This window comes from Rhodococcus sp. LB1 (genome assembly GCF_001583455.1).
Lineage (GTDB): Bacteria > Actinomycetota > Actinomycetes > Mycobacteriales > Mycobacteriaceae > Rhodococcus_F > Rhodococcus_F opacus.
In genome coordinates, this window is sequence record NZ_LTCZ01000109.1 from 1 (window position 1) to 15,631 (window position 15,631).

Annotated in this window: 15 protein-coding genes; 11 read left to right on the forward strand and 4 right to left on the reverse strand. The window is 62.8% G+C overall.

Annotation, left to right across the window (positions count from 1 at the left end; all coding sequences use genetic code 11):
- Positions 1-155 precede the first annotated feature (155 nt).
- The 3 genes from AZG88_RS17385 to AZG88_RS17395 are packed head-to-tail and all read right to left on the reverse strand — an operon-like array spanning position 156 to position 2,907.
- Positions 156-677, reverse strand: coding sequence for a hypothetical protein (locus AZG88_RS17385; RefSeq protein ID WP_061698383.1), 522 nt, complete (start codon positions 675-677; stop codon positions 156-158).
- On the reverse strand, positions 677-1,912 hold the full coding sequence (locus tag AZG88_RS17390; protein ID WP_061698384.1) for a phosphotransferase family protein: 1,236 nt from the start codon (positions 1,910-1,912) through the stop codon (positions 677-679). The genes AZG88_RS17385 and AZG88_RS17390 overlap by 1 nt, the downstream gene beginning before the upstream one ends.
- A gap of 2 nt (positions 1,913-1,914) precedes the next feature.
- Positions 1,915-2,907, reverse strand: a complete 993-nt coding sequence (locus AZG88_RS17395) for a DUF7064 domain-containing protein (RefSeq protein WP_061698398.1) — start codon at positions 2,905-2,907, stop codon at positions 1,915-1,917.
- 333 nt (positions 2,908-3,240) lie between these two features.
- On the opposite strand from AZG88_RS17395, the gene AZG88_RS17400 reads away from it, so the two are divergent.
- The 11 genes from AZG88_RS17400 to AZG88_RS17450 all read left to right on the forward strand — a co-directional run bounded on the left by AZG88_RS17400 (position 3,241) and on the right by AZG88_RS17450 (position 15,061).
- Positions 3,241-4,260: a LuxR C-terminal-related transcriptional regulator gene (locus tag AZG88_RS17400; RefSeq protein WP_061698385.1), complete on the forward strand. Its 1,020-nt coding sequence runs from the start codon at positions 3,241-3,243 to the stop codon at positions 4,258-4,260.
- A 308-nt stretch (positions 4,261-4,568) separates the two neighbouring features.
- On the forward strand, positions 4,569-5,396 hold the full coding sequence (locus tag AZG88_RS17405) for a helix-turn-helix transcriptional regulator (protein WP_231914058.1): 828 nt from the start codon (positions 4,569-4,571) through the stop codon (positions 5,394-5,396).
- On the forward strand, positions 5,393-6,742 hold the full coding sequence (locus AZG88_RS17410) for a PucR family transcriptional regulator (RefSeq protein WP_061698387.1): 1,350 nt from the start codon (positions 5,393-5,395) through the stop codon (positions 6,740-6,742). The genes AZG88_RS17405 and AZG88_RS17410 overlap by 4 nt, the downstream gene beginning before the upstream one ends.
- A 225-nt stretch (positions 6,743-6,967) precedes the next feature.
- Entirely contained in the window at positions 6,968-8,128 is a 1,161-nt protein-coding gene (locus AZG88_RS17415; RefSeq protein WP_082833349.1) for an ABC transporter substrate-binding protein, read from the forward strand.
- 3 nt (positions 8,129-8,131) lie between these two features.
- Entirely contained in the window at positions 8,132-9,022 is an 891-nt protein-coding gene (locus AZG88_RS17420; RefSeq protein ID WP_061698389.1) for a branched-chain amino acid ABC transporter permease, read from the forward strand.
- 1 nt (position 9,023) lies between these two features.
- On the forward strand, positions 9,024-10,688 hold the full coding sequence (locus tag AZG88_RS17425; protein WP_082833350.1) for a branched-chain amino acid ABC transporter ATP-binding protein/permease: 1,665 nt from the start codon (positions 9,024-9,026) through the stop codon (positions 10,686-10,688).
- On the forward strand, positions 10,657-11,415 hold the full coding sequence (locus tag AZG88_RS17430) for an ABC transporter ATP-binding protein (protein ID WP_061698391.1): 759 nt from the start codon (positions 10,657-10,659) through the stop codon (positions 11,413-11,415). Before AZG88_RS17425 ends, AZG88_RS17430 begins: the two co-directional genes overlap by 32 nt.
- A 46-nt stretch (positions 11,416-11,461) precedes the next feature.
- Positions 11,462-12,460 (forward strand): DUF7064 domain-containing protein, encoded by a 999-nt coding sequence (locus AZG88_RS17435; RefSeq protein ID WP_061698392.1) that lies wholly within the window; start codon positions 11,462-11,464, stop codon positions 12,458-12,460.
- A complete protein-coding gene (locus AZG88_RS17440) occupies positions 12,457-13,689 on the forward strand; it encodes a phosphotransferase family protein (protein WP_061698393.1) in 1,233 nt (410 codons plus the stop codon). Before AZG88_RS17435 ends, AZG88_RS17440 begins: the two co-directional genes overlap by 4 nt.
- A complete protein-coding gene (locus tag AZG88_RS17445) occupies positions 13,686-14,231 on the forward strand; it encodes a hypothetical protein (protein WP_156517518.1) in 546 nt (181 codons plus the stop codon). Before AZG88_RS17440 ends, AZG88_RS17445 begins: the two co-directional genes overlap by 4 nt.
- Positions 14,228-15,061, forward strand: a complete 834-nt coding sequence (locus AZG88_RS17450) for a 5'/3'-nucleotidase SurE (RefSeq protein ID WP_061698395.1) — start codon at positions 14,228-14,230, stop codon at positions 15,059-15,061. Before AZG88_RS17445 ends, AZG88_RS17450 begins: the two co-directional genes overlap by 4 nt.
- A gap of 382 nt (positions 15,062-15,443) precedes the next feature.
- Here the strand turns inward: AZG88_RS17450 and AZG88_RS53720 are convergent.
- The coding region (locus tag AZG88_RS53720) for a hypothetical protein (protein ID WP_231914059.1) at positions 15,444-15,631 on the reverse strand (188 nt) is incomplete at its 5' end.

Below are 15,631 nucleotides of genomic sequence, written 5' to 3' on the forward strand. Positions count from 1 at the left end.
ACGAGTACTTCACCGGCCCGGGGGCCCTCGATGGTGATCGGTTCGAGGGTGAACTCGGTGTGCGGTTCTCGCGCGACTGCTGCGAGTGCTTCCATCATCAATACTCCAGGTGTGGGGCCGGCGCGTGAGGGCCGGCAGGTATCGAACGGGTCTCGCTATGCTCTGGTGGTCGACGCATCGTCCAGTGACAGAACCGATTCCGGTTTCGGGTCGAATCCCGTAGGGAGATACCACGCGCGTTCGAATGCGATGCGTTCCGCACTGATGTCGACGATGGCGCGTTCGATGTCGGCGGCGGCAGATGTCTCCAGGTCTGCGCGCAGAACTGCCGTGATCTCGGCGGAGACCCGGTCCGTGGCCTTACCTAGCGTGTCGGTTCGGGCGATCGGATTCGATAGCGCTCGGCCCGCGTCCTCGACGGCCGCCCTGAGCGCGTCGGCCGCCCGCGATTCTCCGAGCCGGTCGATGACGGCGTGTGCCATGCGCACGTGATGTTTCAGCTCGAACACTGCGCGCGTATGTAATTGAGGAAGGCGCGTCGCGAGGAACTCCAGGTGGAGGAGGGATAAGCCCAGCTGTTCTTGGGCAAGCGGGTCGTCGGCGGCCACCGAGGGGCCGACGACGTCGCGCAGTGACTTGATCACCGCGCGAAGAGCATTTTCGGAGTGATCGGCCATCAGAGCACTTCTTTCAGGAGGGCGGCGAGTTGGTGAGAGAGAACGGGCACCATCCCTCTGACCCAGGCGAGCATCGCGTCCTGGTGTGTTTTGCCGAGGTGGGTGATTCGGTACGCCGTCGCGAGCGTTGCAATGATCAGCTGGTAGGTGTTGGAGATCTTGTAGTACACGAGACGTCGAGGATCGACGGCCAATCCCGAGGCCTCCTCGTAGCGGTTGAGGAACTCACGTTCGGGGAACAAACCGCATACCAGGTACTCGCCGGTGCGGGCATCGACGTGGCCGAAGGTTGCATCGGTTGCCCACGCGAGGTCGCGGTGCCGGTCGCCGAGATGGCAATACTCCCAGTCGAGCCAGGTCGTGATCTCGCCGGTCTCGTTGTCGAACAGGAAGTTCCCGCTGCGGAAGTCGCCGTGGACGAGACCCACGTGGTCGACCGTGGGCAGGTTGCGTTCCAGCCAGTTCGCGGCAACCTCCAACAGGGGGTAGTCCTCGCCTCGGTCCTCTTCCCACACCCGGCGATACTGGTTCAACTTCCACTCGGCGGCATCAGTCGTGCCCGGTGCGGGTTTGTCGAAACTGCCGAGGTCGAGTCCGCTTACATCGAGGGTGTGCAGTGCAGCAAGGTGCGCGACGAATTGGCTTCCGAGGGAATCGCGCAACGAGGGCCCGAATGCGGTGCCCAGCCCACTCACGGCGCCGGTGTCGGTCGCCGGCGGCTTGGTGACACCGGGAACGAACTCGTAGATCAGCGCCGGTTCCGGGAACCACCGAGCTTCGTCGTCGAGCCAGAACACTCGTGGGACGGGAAGCACGCCACGAACTGCCTTCAGGACGTCCGCCTCCTGGCGACGGCTGGTCGCATTCAGCGACTCTGCGGGGTCCATCCGTACGACCAACCGGTCGGTGACGCGACCGTGTTCGGGGTTGTCCCACAGGAGGTCAACTCCCAGTTGCATCTTCGATGCTCCGCCGGACAACCAGCGTGCGTTCGAGATCTGGTAGGGGCCATCGACTTTGTCGCGCAAGAGCTGCTCGAAACAGCCTACGAAGTCATCGAGGCTGATGCGACTGTAGGGTGGTGCGCTGCGCCGCTCGAGCTTGTGCACCAGCATGCGATCGATCTCGCTGTCGACCGGGTACCGTCGCCGCATCTCCTCGATGAACTGTGAGGTTGGAGTGTCGCGCACATCGAAGTCGGTGTGGTTCAGAACGTCATTGTTCAGAATGGTCATGATCAGCGCTTCCTGCCGTGCCTGGACATGTGCTCGGACAGGTAGTCCAAGCCGAAGATGTCGCCCATTTCCCCGTATCCGACTCGACCGCCGTATTCGTAGCGATGGAGACTCTGATAGCAGACGTCCCGTGGGTTGAACGAGTGCCACGGATGCCCGGCAACGGCACTACCGCGGAACTCCCATTCCTTGCCGTTTACGTCGCGTACCTTGATCCGGTTCGACACGGTGATCATGTCGACGCGCACCGCCTCCACCTCGGCGAAGACGAGGCTGCGGGTCTCACCGTTCTCGGTGACGTAGCCGAACCTCAGGTCCCGGTAGTGGACAGTGCCGTCCTCGATCGCCATGTCCACTGCCAAGTGCATGGCCAACTCCGGACCGAAGTTGACCGAGATCCAGGAGACGGCCCAGGTGCCGACGTCGCGCCGAGGTCCCCAGCTGTGGTCCATGCCTTCGTAGCAGTCGACGTCGTACCGTTTCCCGCGCAGCTCCAGGCTGCCGGTGATGTGGCCCTTGACCTCGAAGTGGCCGGTGGCCCAACCGTCGCCCTTCGTGTCGTGTGTCGCGGTCGAGTCGGCCGCGGACAGCAAGGCGTTCTGCATGGGGTCGTGCATGTCGAACGGGTGGTGCAGTGCTTCGAAGTGCAGGTCGAAAGAGCAGTGGCCGAGCACGTGTTGGTAGCGGAAGTGGTAGTCGCGGGGTGCGTTGGACACCTTCACGCTCAGGCCGTTCGCGAGCGAGTAGTCGGTGAACGATTCGGGGCACGGGAGGTGGATCTGGCAGTCGTTGAAGTCGAGCTCACCGGCTTGACGGCAGATGCCTTGCCCGAGTGCCACCGACGACAGTGCCACGCCGAGATTGGGGCGGGCGAGGACGTAGGCATTGCCGAGGATCCCGGCCTCGGGAACGCTGAAGATCAGTGCTGTCGTTTCGGTCCAGGTCCAGTCGTCCGGATCGCGGTCGTGGAATTCGCAGTCTTCGGGTTCGATCATGGGGGTGAGTCCTTCGATGTGAGGGCCGGCGTCGAGACCGGTGTTGGTTCTGTGTTTGCCCATCGTGCGAATTCGTGTCACCAATTGGCAGGGCATTGCGGCTATATCCCTCGGATCGGCCACTTACCTCACCCCTTCGGTGGAGTGTTGCCGGACTGACCATGCCGGTTTCGACGGATTCCGGCGCTAACCCGTGCGGGCTTTGGTCTGATTGATATAAGGTATGACCTTGTCTGGCCTGCCTGTCATCGGTAGGCTTCGCATCAGTCCGCACGCTCCCGAACGTGGGCCCGGGCGCCCCGTCCAGTGCAGAAATGCGTAGGTGTTGTCGAGATGACGCAGATGAAGACCGGGCCAACCGTCGGCGAGGACGCTTCGCTCGAGCTGCTGGGCGCCGATCTTGCCGGCGCGATCGAGCGCGGTCTCATCGAGCCCGAGCAGCTGCCCGACGCGTCCCGTCTGCTGAAGCAGCTCGCACTGCTGGAATCACGTTCCGCCGAGCGCCGACTCACTCGATTCGTGGAGACACTCGACGAGCTGCGCGAGCGGACACGGGCGTCGTACGACAGCGACACCGTAGAGCACCTGCTCGCGAACACCTTCGCGCCGATGTGCGCATCACTCGGATTCCGCCGTGCGTTGATATCGACCATCGACCACCGGACGTGGAAGCCCGAGAGTTTGTACATCGACGAAGGGCTGTCAGGAACCGAGTCCGGTCTCCGCAGCTATCTCGACCAGGTGACCATCGACCTTGCCGATGCCCCCTTGGAGGCGAACGCACTCAGACAACGCCGTCCGTGTCTCGTCAGCTCGCCTCAGACACACAAGCACACCTTCAAGCCGCTGATGTCGGTATCGAACTCGCAGGGTTATGTCGTGGCTCCGGTCGTCTCGCGGACGCGGGTCGTCGGAATGGTGCACGCTGACCAGTTCGAAGACCCGGCGACGCCCACAGATCGTGACAAGATCACCGTTCTTACGGGGACACTCGGGGTCGCCGTCGAAGGCGTGAGTCAGGGGCGCCGACTCACTTCGTTCCTGGACCGCGTCGAGAACATCGTGAGTGTCTCCCTGGGGAGAAGTGACGGCGGCACCCAATCCGAACCGGCGGCCGGAGACGCCGCGATCACCGGCCGCCGAGGCGTCAGCGCGATGACACCCCGCCAGCACAGAGTGCTCGGATATCTGGCGAACGGGTACACGAACGCGCAGATCGCCCGGGAACTCGGTGTCTCCGAGGCCACCGTCAAGACCCACATCTCGCACATCTTCCGAAAGATGGGGGTGCGCAGCCGTGCCGCGGCCGCGGCCGCGTACCGCACCGACGGTGTGCGTCGCAGGCGCTCATGATGATTCGGGAGGACGAGCACCGCACTCTGCTCCGCCTGACGCAACTGCAGGAGGAGGGATGGCGTGCCGTTGTTGCCGTGCGTCGATGTAATGGATCGCGACGAACCCTCACCGACCTGGTCCGGCTCACGGGGCTCGCCGGCCAGATACACGACACTGCGAAAAGGGCGGTCGCCGACGGAGCTGCGGGCCCGGTCGAGGAGTGGAACACCGTTGCCGCACTGACCGTTCGAGCCCTCGAACTGCACGCCGCCCTGATCGACGCGATCGACGAGACCGAGCGAAGGATCTACGCATCGTTGTCTTCGATGACGGCACGCTATGCGACATCCGCCGGTTTCGACGACTTCCTGAACTTCGTCTGCGAGCAGATCGCCGTGGTATGCGATTGCGCACCGGTCCTGTGTTCACGGCTGAGGGGTGCTCGGCAGGACTTCATTGCAGCCAATGGTGTAGAGGTTCCGGACCAGGACGTGATCGTTGCGCCCAACTCGCCAGAACGCCTCGCACTGAACGAGCATCGCCTGGTCCTCTCGGAGGAACCCGGCCTACGTACAAGCGCAGCGCTCCAGCGACTCATGGGAAATCGTCGCTACTACGTGTTACCTCTGGTGGTGGGATCTGTCGACTACGGGCTCCTCTACTGCTCGGCTGTGCTCGGCGACACGCGTGCACTGGACGCCTACCTGTCGATGGTGGGCGAGATCGTCACATCCGCGTGGCGAACCGACAGTCTGGAGCGAGAATTGGCTGAGCACGCGTCCCGGGTTCGCCGCGAGCTCGACGCAGCGATCGCGGATACCTTTGCCGGCCCTGGGAATTCCGAAGCGGGGCCGCCAGATCTCACCGGCCGCGAGAACGAGGTGCTCGACCTGCTGCTGCAGGGCGTGACCAACGCGGAGATCGCGAACACCATGTTCGTGTCGGTCGAGACGGTAAAGTCACACGTCAAGAACATCCTGCGCAAATGCGGCGCAATCAACCGTTCGGAACTCATCGCCAGATTCGCCGAGCGGCCACCGACCCTGCATGCTGGCGACGCGGACTGGGCTAACGAACAGACGACGCGTGGGGACCGTCAGCGACTTCGGGGACCTTCCCAAGAATGGTCCAATAATTTACAGTGTGGTCTGTGACACAAAGGTCGAAGCAGGCAGAGAACGAAACGTCCGCTCTGAGTTCGGACGGCAAGCCGGAGTCTGCTGCCGATTCCCGCGAGGAAACCTCTGCCTCGTCGCTGTCCTGGAAACTGAGGCTGGAAATCGCGCTCGCCGACCACCAGGGGGCGCCCGGAACACTGTCCGGCCTGATCAGCATTCTGTCCGACATGCTCGAGGCAACGGTGTTCCTGCTAGGGCCCACCGGCCAGGTGATCAGCCGGGCCGTACCGGCGGGCGCGTCCACTTCCGCGATCCCAACACTGGAGCGACTCAACGAGGCGGGGCGGTCAATCACTGTCGGCGCGCCCGCCGGCGTCGTACGGGTACCGGGCGCGCGAGCCGTGGACACTGAGTACGTAGTCGCCTCCGTTGTGGACAGCGATCATCTCTTCGCCTGGATAGTCGCCACTCTCGAAGGACCAGTGTCCGTTGAGAATGTGCGATGGGCGATGGACCGGGCGGTAGTTCACTCGAGGGCCGAGTTCCTCTCCCAGCGGCGGCTCGCCCGAGTGGCCTGGAACGCACGTGCGAATCTGGCGCGGCAGATGGTTCGGTCAACTATTTACGATGCAGACCTGCGGGCTTGCGCGGAGTACCTCGGCGTCGATCTGTCCGCAGACCGGGTCATCGCATTCATCCTGGAACGCGGTCGGTCATCGGGTTCGGCCGTCGACGCTGGCCGCCTCGGCGATCTGCTCTCTGAGGATCTCCATGTCGACATTCTCACGGTCCGCGGAACGGAGGGTGTCATCCTCTCAATCGAGGCTCCGGCAGGCATCGAGGATGCGACGGTGATCGCGCGCTGTAAGGCGGCAGTCAACCAGGGTCTCGACCGGATGGGTGACCGATTTGCCGTCGCCGGCATCTCATCGGTCACTCGACCGGGGCAGCTCCGACGGGCATACCGGGAAGCATTCGAGGCCGCGCGGTGCCTTGACCGATACCCGTCGGATACGAACCGCGCCATCGCCTGCGACGAACTCGGTCCTGCACGATTGCTCGTGGCGAACAGCAACGAACAGTCCGTCCGCATGTACTTGTACGACGTCCTCGGGGACCTGCTTGCGGGCGGCGTGGCGAACAACGACCTCCTTCGCACCCTGCAGGAGTTCTTCGACAGCGGACGGAGCGTTCGTGAAACCGCCGTGCGGCTCGACGTCCACGAAAATACTGTGCGACACCGACTGGGGCGGGTTCACGACCTGACCGGCCTCGATGTCGCCGCGAACTCGAACGATCAGCTCAGCGCCCAGACCGCATTGTTGATTCTCCGACTGCAGGGCCACCATGCGGTACCGGGCTTCGAACAGGCGCCGCGCTGAGGGCAGGGCAGCGGGGAGAAGCGAACTTTGGTTCCTTCCTGCCCGGTACGCCTGATTGTCGAAGCACCTGATCGAGCGGTTCGGAGCGGTCGCGTTGTCGACTTCTCCAACGCGACGGCACACGTACCGGGCGAAGTTCTTGACCTTCGAATCGGCGCTGGCATTAACTGTCGCCCAGCGTGTTCCAACTCACATGCTTCGAAGTACGAGTAGCAAGGAGTCCCAATGCGATCCGTCAATTGGACGAGAAAGCGCCGACGAGCGGCTGCGGCTGCGGTGGCTGTAACGCTTCTCGCGCTCACCGGATGTGGCGGGCCGGCGGGTGACAATTCTGGTGCGATCCGGGTTGGTCTCCTCGCCAATCTCACGGGTGACGCTGCACCGTCGTTCGGCAAGCCGTTCGAGCGAGGATTCGAACTTGCTCTGCAGGAGGCCAAACCGATACTGGATGAATCGAATCTGTCCGTTGAGGTCCTTACCGAAGACGCCGAGTCGGCCGTCCCGGCGGCGGTAACCGGGTACAACAAGCTTCGCCAACAGCGTGTGCCCCTCGTCGTCCAGGACTCGCAGAGCCCGCTGGGCCAAGCGGTAGCGCCACTGGCGAATGAAGATCAGGTCGCCCTACTCAGCGGGGCAGGAAGTGCCTTGGAGAACTCTGGCGGGTTCTCGTTCCGATTCACCGACCTAACAACGCCTACGGTCGCGGCCGGATCACGTCTGGCCGACGAGGGGGCCAAACGCATCGGTGTGGTCGTGGCAAGCGACAATCCCTCATTCGCAACTCTGGCGCAGGCCACCGAGCAGGGTCTACCGAACGGGTTCGCGTCGCGACAGGAGGTTTCGTCGCAGGATACCGATTTCTCTGCGGTGCTGGCCAATCTCAGCCGGGACCAGCTCGATGCCGTGGTGCTCGCCGTGCTCCCGGCCCAGGCAGGAAATCTCATCCTTCAGATGAAGAACTCCGGTGAATTCGAGCACACAAAGCTGGTCGGTACTGTTGCGATCAGCGGCGAGACATACACGGTGGCGAGGGATTCAGCACGAGGATTTGAGTTTCCGCAGGTGTGGGCCCCCGGCGGAACCAACCCCACACCCTTCGAACGGAGCTACACCGAGAAATACGGTGAGGTCCCGACGGCATACGGTGCCCTGGGATACCAGGTCGGTTGGATCATCGTCGCTGCGATGATCCATGCGGGGACGAGCGGAACGATCGACGGCAACGCTCTTCGTGATGCACTGCCCGCTGCTTCCACCTCGGACCTGGTCCGCGAACATGGAATTCTTGGCCTGGAGTTGACCGCGGACGGCCACGCCACTTCACCCGGGGTCATGGCTACGTTCGCCGAGGGCGGAACCATGGTCCTCGCCGAATCAGAGGGATGAGCTGTGGACTTCCTGCTTCAGCAAACGGTCAACGGGATCGTCCTCGGCAGCGTATATGCGCTGTACGCGTCGGGTTTCGGTCTGGTGATGGCCAATCTCCGCATCTTCCACGTCGCACACGCTGCGGTATTCACATGGGGAGCGATCTTCGCGTGGGAGCTCACAGCGCGACTCGGCTGGTCCCTCCTGGCCGCGTTGCCGCTCGTCGCGGTGCTGGCGGGGTTGCTCAACGTCCTGGCCTACTTCCTGCTGATCCGACATGTCCTGCATCGTCGGGACAGTGAGATGGCGGCGTTCATCTCCTCGATGGGTGGTCTCATCGTGCTGGCGGAGTTGGCTCACCACTACCTCGGCGGTTCGGTTGTGCGAATGACCGACGATGCGTTCGCCAGTACACCACTGTCGATCGGTCCGGTCCGGATCACCACTCTGCACCTGACCATGGTGTGCTTGGCGCTCGTCATCGTCGCCGTGACGAGTTGGCTGCTCGCCCGCACTGAACTCGGTCGGGAGATCCGCACCGTGGCGTTCAACCGGGACACCGCTGCGATTCTCGGCGTCAATGTGGAGCGGGTCAGCGCCGGCGTCTTCTTCGCGTCGGGCGCCATGGCTGGGGTCGCGGCCTCATTCGTTGCCATGGCATTCAACGTCATCGATGCCGAGCTCGGTTCGACGTATCTGGTAATCGCGCTCGCAGCCATGGTGGTCGGCGGCTTCGGCAGCGTTGGTGGCATGCTCGTCGGCGGTCTGGTCATTGGAATCGTCTCCACCTATGCGACCGGATACCTATCGAGTTCCTATCGTGATCTCGCCGTTTTCGTTCTGCTGCTGCTCTTTCTCGCCTTCAAACCTGAAGGTCTCTTCCGTACCCGCGCAGAGCTGACAAGGGTGTGACATGGCTATGACAGAGTTTCTCTCGATTTTCGGTGCGTACGACTTTGCCATCCGGGATGGAATCGTTCTCTCGCTCGTGGCCCTGTCGGTCTACGTCGTGCTCGGAGCCGGAATATTCGCGCTGCCCCAGGTCGGACTGATGGCTGTCGGTGCGTACGTCTCGGCTGTACTGTCCGTCGATGTCGGTACTCCGTTCGTGATCTCCCTTATGGGTGGAGCACTCGCATCCGGGGTTGCCGCCCTGCTGCTGGCCGGGCTGCTGCATCGCCTCAACGGAATCTATCTGGCCATCGCAAGCATTGCGTTTGCGGAAGTCGTGCGGGTGGCGGTACTGAACCTGCCGCTGACGGGGGGCGCTCAGGGCAAGGTAGGCATTCCGCGGTCGACGAACGATCTCGTGATCTGCATCGTTGTCATTGTCGCCGTTGGCTGTCTGATTGCGCTGAAGCGTTCGCGATTCGGGCTCGCAATAGGTGCGATGCGGGAGGACTCACTCATGGCGAGTCATCAGGGAATCGACGTCGTTCGCTACCGGACGATGTTGTTCGGGCTCTCGGGCATCTTGGCGGGGGGAGCTGGTTCCCTCCACGTGCATATGTCGGGATTCGTGGAACCGGGGCAGTTCAGCTTCGAACTTCTGACGCAGCTGCTCGCCATCGTGGTCATCGGCGGAACGGTATTCGTCACCGGCTCGCTCGTGGGTGCCTTGATCATCATCGGCTTGCCTGTCGCCTTGACCGGGCTTGCGTCGTATGAGGTTCTGGTCAACGGCGTGCTGATCGTGCTGATCGTCGCCTTCGCGCCCGGCGGAATCCTTGGGAGCCTCCGTTCCTTGCGACCGGACCGCAGGCCCGTCGCACCGGACACCGATAGTGATAACGATGCGACGGCGGACCGGGTGACCTCGCCGCGGCGCGGGGATTGCACCGACGGCGCTGGCGGCACCGCCGTCCTCGAGGTGCGGGATCTGGTCATGTCGTTCGGGGGTCTGCGCGCACTAGATAGCGTGAGCGTCGAGGCGCGATCCGGCGAGATACTGGGCATCATCGGCCCGAACGGGTCCGGTAAGACGACACTGCTGAACGTGTTGTCCGGTGTTTATCGTCCGGACTGCGGAAACGGGACGCTGCTCGAACGGGACCTCTCCCATCTCTGGGGTCGATCGCATGTCATCGCCCAGTCCGGGCTCGCCCGCACCTTCCAGAATATCCGACTGATGGACGAGGACACCGTCTCGACCAACGTCCGGCTTGGCATCGCGCGGCGTCCGGGCCTCGATGTGAACACTCGCGTGCGGACTCTCCTGACAGAACATCGCCTCGACTGGGCCGCCGACATCCCGGTGGGCAGCTTGCCGTACGGGGTGCGACGACGCGTGGAGATCGCCCGCGCCCTCGCCGGGGAGCCTCGCGTACTGCTACTTGACGAACCGACCGCGGGGATGAATCCCGCTGAGCGGCAGGATGTTTTCGACACCATCTCGGACATTCGCTCACGTGGCGTCGCCGTGATCGTGGTGGAACACGACGTAGCGATGATGCGCTCGTTCTGTGATCGGCTCGTCGTACTGGACTTCGGCAGGAAGATCGCCGAGGGCGATCCCGACGCCGTACTCGACTCCAAGGAGGTTATCCGTGCTTACATCGGATCCGATTCTCTCGCTTGAGGATGTCGGCATCTCCTACGGCCACGTATCCGCCGTCACGGGCGTGACGCTGACACTGTACGCGGGGGAGACCCTGGCCCTGATCGGTCCGAACGGGGCCGGCAAGTCGACGTTGCTGCGCGGAATCACCAATCAGACCCGTAAGAGCAATGGCAAGATCCACTTCGGCGGACGCGACATTTCATCCACTCCGCCGCACCGTCTCACTCGGGCCGGAATCATCCATGTCCCGGAGGGACGCCAGGTCGTGGCCCCGCTGACCGTGCGGGAGAACTTGCAACTCGCCGCACGTGCTTCGCGGCGCTGTCCTCGTCGGGAGATGGAAGCATCGATAGACCGTGTCTACGACCTCTTCGCCCCGCTCGCTCGCCTGCGTGACACTCCGTCCGGTCTGCTCAGCGGTGGCGAGCAACAGATGGTTGCGATCGGACGCGCGCTGATGGCCCGACCCGTTGTTCTCCTGCTCGATGAGCCGAGTATGGGCCTGGCCCCGGTCATGGTCGAGGTGATCTACGAATTCCTCGGAGTACATCGGGATGCGCTCGGCGGGGCAGCGATTCTGCTCGCAGAACAGAGCCGGATCGCGCTCGACGTCGCCGACCGTGCAGCAGTCTTGTCGCTAGGCCAGATCGGTTTCGTTGGACCCAGTTCCGATCTGGACGAATCCCTACTTACAGCAGCATATCTCGGAACAGGTCAGGCTCTAGGCGTTCCCGAAACGCTGTAATTCCAACCCAATTCACACAACACCACCCCACTCAAGGAGATACCCGATGATTACAGATGCAGACTCCGAGTTCCACCCTCGTGATCCGGACGATCGGACCTGGACCGAGACGATGTTCTTGCCGTTCGTCATTCCGGACGAAGGCATCTTCGGCAATGTCTACGTGCTCGCCCGACCAAATGTCGGAATAGCGACGTCATCGATTCTCATCGGGCAGGGATTCTGCGCACAGCCTTACGACATCGACTTCACGGATCCGCAGGTGCATCTGCCCTGTCCCGAATCGTTCTCCAAGTTCACGCTGGGAAATGGGCTCAGCGTGAACGCGCCGACACCCAAGGAATATGACGTCAGCTACGAGAACGCCTTAGGCGCATGCTCGCTCGATCTTTCGTTCCGGGCATCGCACGAACCGTTCGATCCCGGCGATCCCGAGCAGAATCCGCTCCTCGTGGCCGATCGGAGTACGGGGGACAGCCGACATGGTGACGAATGGGAGAACGGCCATTTCGAAGTGAAGGGGCACATCACCGGAAACCTGGAGCTGCGCGGCAAGCGATACAAGGTTGATTGCTATGACGGGATGGACCACAGTTGGGGTCCCCGCACCGAGACCGGCACTCGCTCGGTAGCGTGGGTATCGGTGAACTTCGGACCCGAACTGGCCGTCCACCTCGCCGTCCTGATCGACCTCCGGGACGGTCAGGTCCGATACGAGAAGCTCCGATTCGGTTTCGTCGTAGAGAACGGTGAGGTCCATCCAGTAGTGGACGCATCGATCCGGGCCGAACACACACAACTCCTGGCAATCAACAATCACATCCGGATCACCGATGCCCGAGGGAAGGAATACGAGTTCTTCGGAACGGCGATTTCGAGCCACCCCTGGTACAACTTCAACCCCTCGCACGTCAGCTATCAAGGGGTCTTCCGCTACCACTGGGGTGACAAGGTGGGATACGGGGAGATGGCCGACATCTACGGGTTGGACTACCTGGCGTCGCGAATGTCTCGGCACGGACGCACACGGGAGCAGATCGCATGAACGGTCACGACTTCACCTGGGATACCGGCTTCGACATCCGTGACGACCCCTCGCCGGAATTCATCGACGCGATACGCCGGGAGTACCCGACCGAGCGCGAGGTCGACACGATACTTACGCGGAAGATGAACCGGCGCAATCGTCCGCCGTACCGCCGCCCGGATCTCGCCGAGATGTCCAAGATGCTCGACGAGTTCCTCGGCCACGAACTCGGTTCGTCCAACTTCGAGGTACGGGATCTGCACTGGTTCACCGGGGGAGTGTCCAAGATCCAGATCGGTTTCACGCTCGATCGTGACGATCCTGCGGGTATCCCGCGGTCGGAGCATCTTGTGCTTCGGATGGACCCCAGCGAAGGATCCAACGCGACGAGCCGTGCACGTGAGCATGAACTGTTGACCCTCATGGACGGGGCGATCCCGGTGCCACGGCCGCATTTCCTCGATGCCGAGGGGGAATGGTTCCCAGAACCCGCGCTGATCTACGAGTTCGTGGAGGGCGTCACCAAACCTCGCGCCACCGGGACCGGGCGGATCAGTGGTCTCGGTACGGATTTCGGCCCGGACCACCGGAGTGTGCTTGCACCCCAGTACCTCGACCACCTGTCCAAGATCCACAACACCAAGGTCTCGGGCCGGTCGTTTTCTCACCTCCAGGTGCCCCGCACCGGGTCCACCGAGTCGGCGGAATGGATGGTCCACCACGCGCTGCGCTGTTGGGAAGAGGACAGGGGTGAGGACTCCCCACTCATGGAGGTCACGGCGAACTGGTTGCTGAACCATCTCCCCGAATTGGATGTCGCTGGTGTCGTCCATGGCGACTTCCGCAGCGGAAACTTCCTTTTCAACGAGGAGTCCGGTCGGATCCTGGGATGGCTGGACTGGGAGCGTGGCCTCATCGGTGATCGGCACCGTGACCTCGCATGGATCACGCTCCCCACGATGGGCCACTACGACGCCGACGGGCGCTACTTCGTGTGTGGCCTCATCCCCTTGGATGAGTTCTTCGATCGATACACCGAGGTGTCCGGTCTCACTGTCGATCCGGAGCGGCTGCGGTTCTACCAAATCCTGAACTGCTTCACAATCATCGTGTCGACGATGGCGTCCTCGTACCGCATCGCCCGGCTGGGCAAGTCACACCAGGACATCCTGCTTACACGAGTGGAGGGATTGGTCCCAGTGATCTCTCGCCAGCTCATCACACTCCTGAAGGGGAAGAACGCATGATGGACCACAGCGAGAACACCCTCCGCGCTGCGATCAAGTCGCTGCGTGACACCGTCGCGCCGGCGGTCGACCCGCACGATCCGCAGGCCGTCGAGCAGCTTCGCCTGACGATCGATTTCCTCGAATTCCTGCGGACCCGCGTGTACGACATCCACGCCCGGCAGCGTTACGAACTGGGCCGCCAGATGGACATCGCACAGGCCCTTCTCGACGATGCCGCGCTGCTCTCCCCGGACGTCGGCGACCGTCTCACCCACGCCGTAACCGAGGCACGATCCGTACACGCCGACGCGGACGCACATACTCAGGATCTGCGTGCGACCTCGCAGAAACTCTGGGCGGTTGTGCGCGGTGTCGTCAGAACCGCCCGGCAGGCGCCTGAAGAGGTGCGCGAACGGATCAGCACACGAGTGATCGGGGGAATCGAACCTCTGGTTGAGATGGAAAGTGCCTGGTATCTACCGTTCGGTCTCGAACCTGATCCCGGATCGGTTCCCCAGTTGGCGGATCTCCTCGACCGTGCCTCCTCGGACGCCGGATGAGAATCCTCGTCACAAATGACGACGGCATTAAGGCAGCCGGACTGGCGGCCCTCGCTTCCGCGGCAGGGGGCGACGGCCACGATGTCGTGGCCGTCGCCCCCAGCGCAGAGTCCAGCGGCAGCGCGTCCAGCCTCGGCGTAATCCGGGACATGAACCGAGTGACGGTGTCGGTGCCTGGTGACGAACGTTTCGCTGGAATCGAAGCCTATTCCGTGGACGCTCCACCTGCACTCGGGGTCCGAGCCGCCTGCAGCGGGGCATTCGGATGGAAGCCGAATCTGGTTGTGTCCGGTATCAATCCCGGATTCAACACCGGCCGGCTCGTCCTGCATTCGGGGACGGTGGGCGCTGCGCTCACCGCCGCATCCCTCGATGTCTGTGCCGCGGCATTCAGCACCGAAGCGCACTCGGTACTCGGTCTGAGCACAGCCTCTCAGGTGGCCATGTGTGTCATTCGCGGATTGGTCGACGCCGGGCTGCCACCGGTCGTCGTCAATGTGAATGTGCCTGCACTTCCCTTTCCGGAACTCAGTGGACTACGGTTCGCCGATCCAGGAGCGATGAGCTGTGATGACGTCATCCTCGAGTTCGAGGGCGACGGTCTCGCGCTGCGCCGACGCCGGAACCCTCCACCCTACGAGGCTGGGTCGGACGCTGACCTGCTTTCGCGTGGCCTGGTCGTCGTCTCAGTGCTCAGACTGCCCTGGCCGACCATCGACGCCGAAGGGCAGGTGATGTCCGCGGTCGAGGAGCGGTGGCGCGCATTCGGCGGCCCCTTCGAGCATGTTGCGGTGGATGGGTTCCACACATGCGCGGTGCAGGACCACTAATGTCCTATGCGACTCCGCTTGCAACCGTGTATCTCCCGCTGAAGTAACGGATCGCCGCGAGCGACTTCATCGTAGTGTAGGCACGGATTCTTTCGTCCCGACGACGCCAAGCGAATCGCTGCTATCTTGCGGGATGTGGACGGGAAACGAACTCGATGCTGAAGAGATCGTCCTTGCATGCAAGGTGGCGGGCTGATGCGATTCGGCCGCGAACGTAGCCTACTGATCCTCCCGTCTCGATCGATTCCCCGGTTAGGTCAGCGCGGGCGGGTGCAGAGTGCGTGGTGAGATCGGTGTCAGCGGGCATGTAATTCCCCAGGTTGAGGGGTTTGTCCGTCACGTAATTGGATCTGGCGCAAATTTCGTGAAGCCGCTTGGCGTGTCACTGACCTGCACCGGAGAGGTCGGGTGAGGATTCTCCGGGTGCGCTGAAGAGGTTGTGCGGGTCCTGCTCCCGCATTTGGCAGGTATCGATGTTGTCGGTGTTTGGCGAGTCGGGTCGACGATCCGGATCGAGGCCCGTTCCCGAGGTGACCGAGCGTGGTGTCCGCGGTGCGGCGGTGAAGCCGC

Excerpts from the sequence above, each read along its gene's own strand:
- AZG88_RS17395 (WP_061698398.1), bottom strand. The coding sequence starts at position 2,907 with ATGATCGAACCCGAAGACTGCGAATTCCACGACCGCGATCCGGACGAC.
- AZG88_RS17440 (WP_061698393.1), top strand. The coding sequence starts at position 12,457 with ATGAACGGTCACGACTTCACCTGGGATACCGGCTTCGACATCCGTGAC.
- AZG88_RS17445 (WP_156517518.1), top strand. The coding sequence starts at position 13,686 with ATGATGGACCACAGCGAGAACACCCTCCGCGCTGCGATCAAGTCGCTG.
- AZG88_RS17425 (WP_082833350.1), top strand. The coding sequence starts at position 9,024 with ATGGCTATGACAGAGTTTCTCTCGATTTTCGGTGCGTACGACTTTGCC.
- AZG88_RS17415 (WP_082833349.1), top strand. The coding sequence starts at position 6,968 with ATGCGATCCGTCAATTGGACGAGAAAGCGCCGACGAGCGGCTGCGGCT.
- AZG88_RS17385 (WP_061698383.1), bottom strand. The coding sequence starts at position 677 with ATGGCCGATCACTCCGAAAATGCTCTTCGCGCGGTGATCAAGTCACTG.
- AZG88_RS17400 (WP_061698385.1), top strand. The coding sequence starts at position 3,241 with ATGACGCAGATGAAGACCGGGCCAACCGTCGGCGAGGACGCTTCGCTC.
- AZG88_RS17405 (WP_231914058.1), top strand. The coding sequence starts at position 4,569 with ATGACGGCACGCTATGCGACATCCGCCGGTTTCGACGACTTCCTGAAC.
- AZG88_RS17450 (WP_061698395.1), top strand. The coding sequence starts at position 14,228 with ATGAGAATCCTCGTCACAAATGACGACGGCATTAAGGCAGCCGGACTG.
- AZG88_RS17435 (WP_061698392.1), top strand. The coding sequence starts at position 11,462 with ATGATTACAGATGCAGACTCCGAGTTCCACCCTCGTGATCCGGACGAT.
- AZG88_RS17390 (WP_061698384.1), bottom strand. The coding sequence starts at position 1,912 with ATGACCATTCTGAACAATGACGTTCTGAACCACACCGACTTCGATGTG.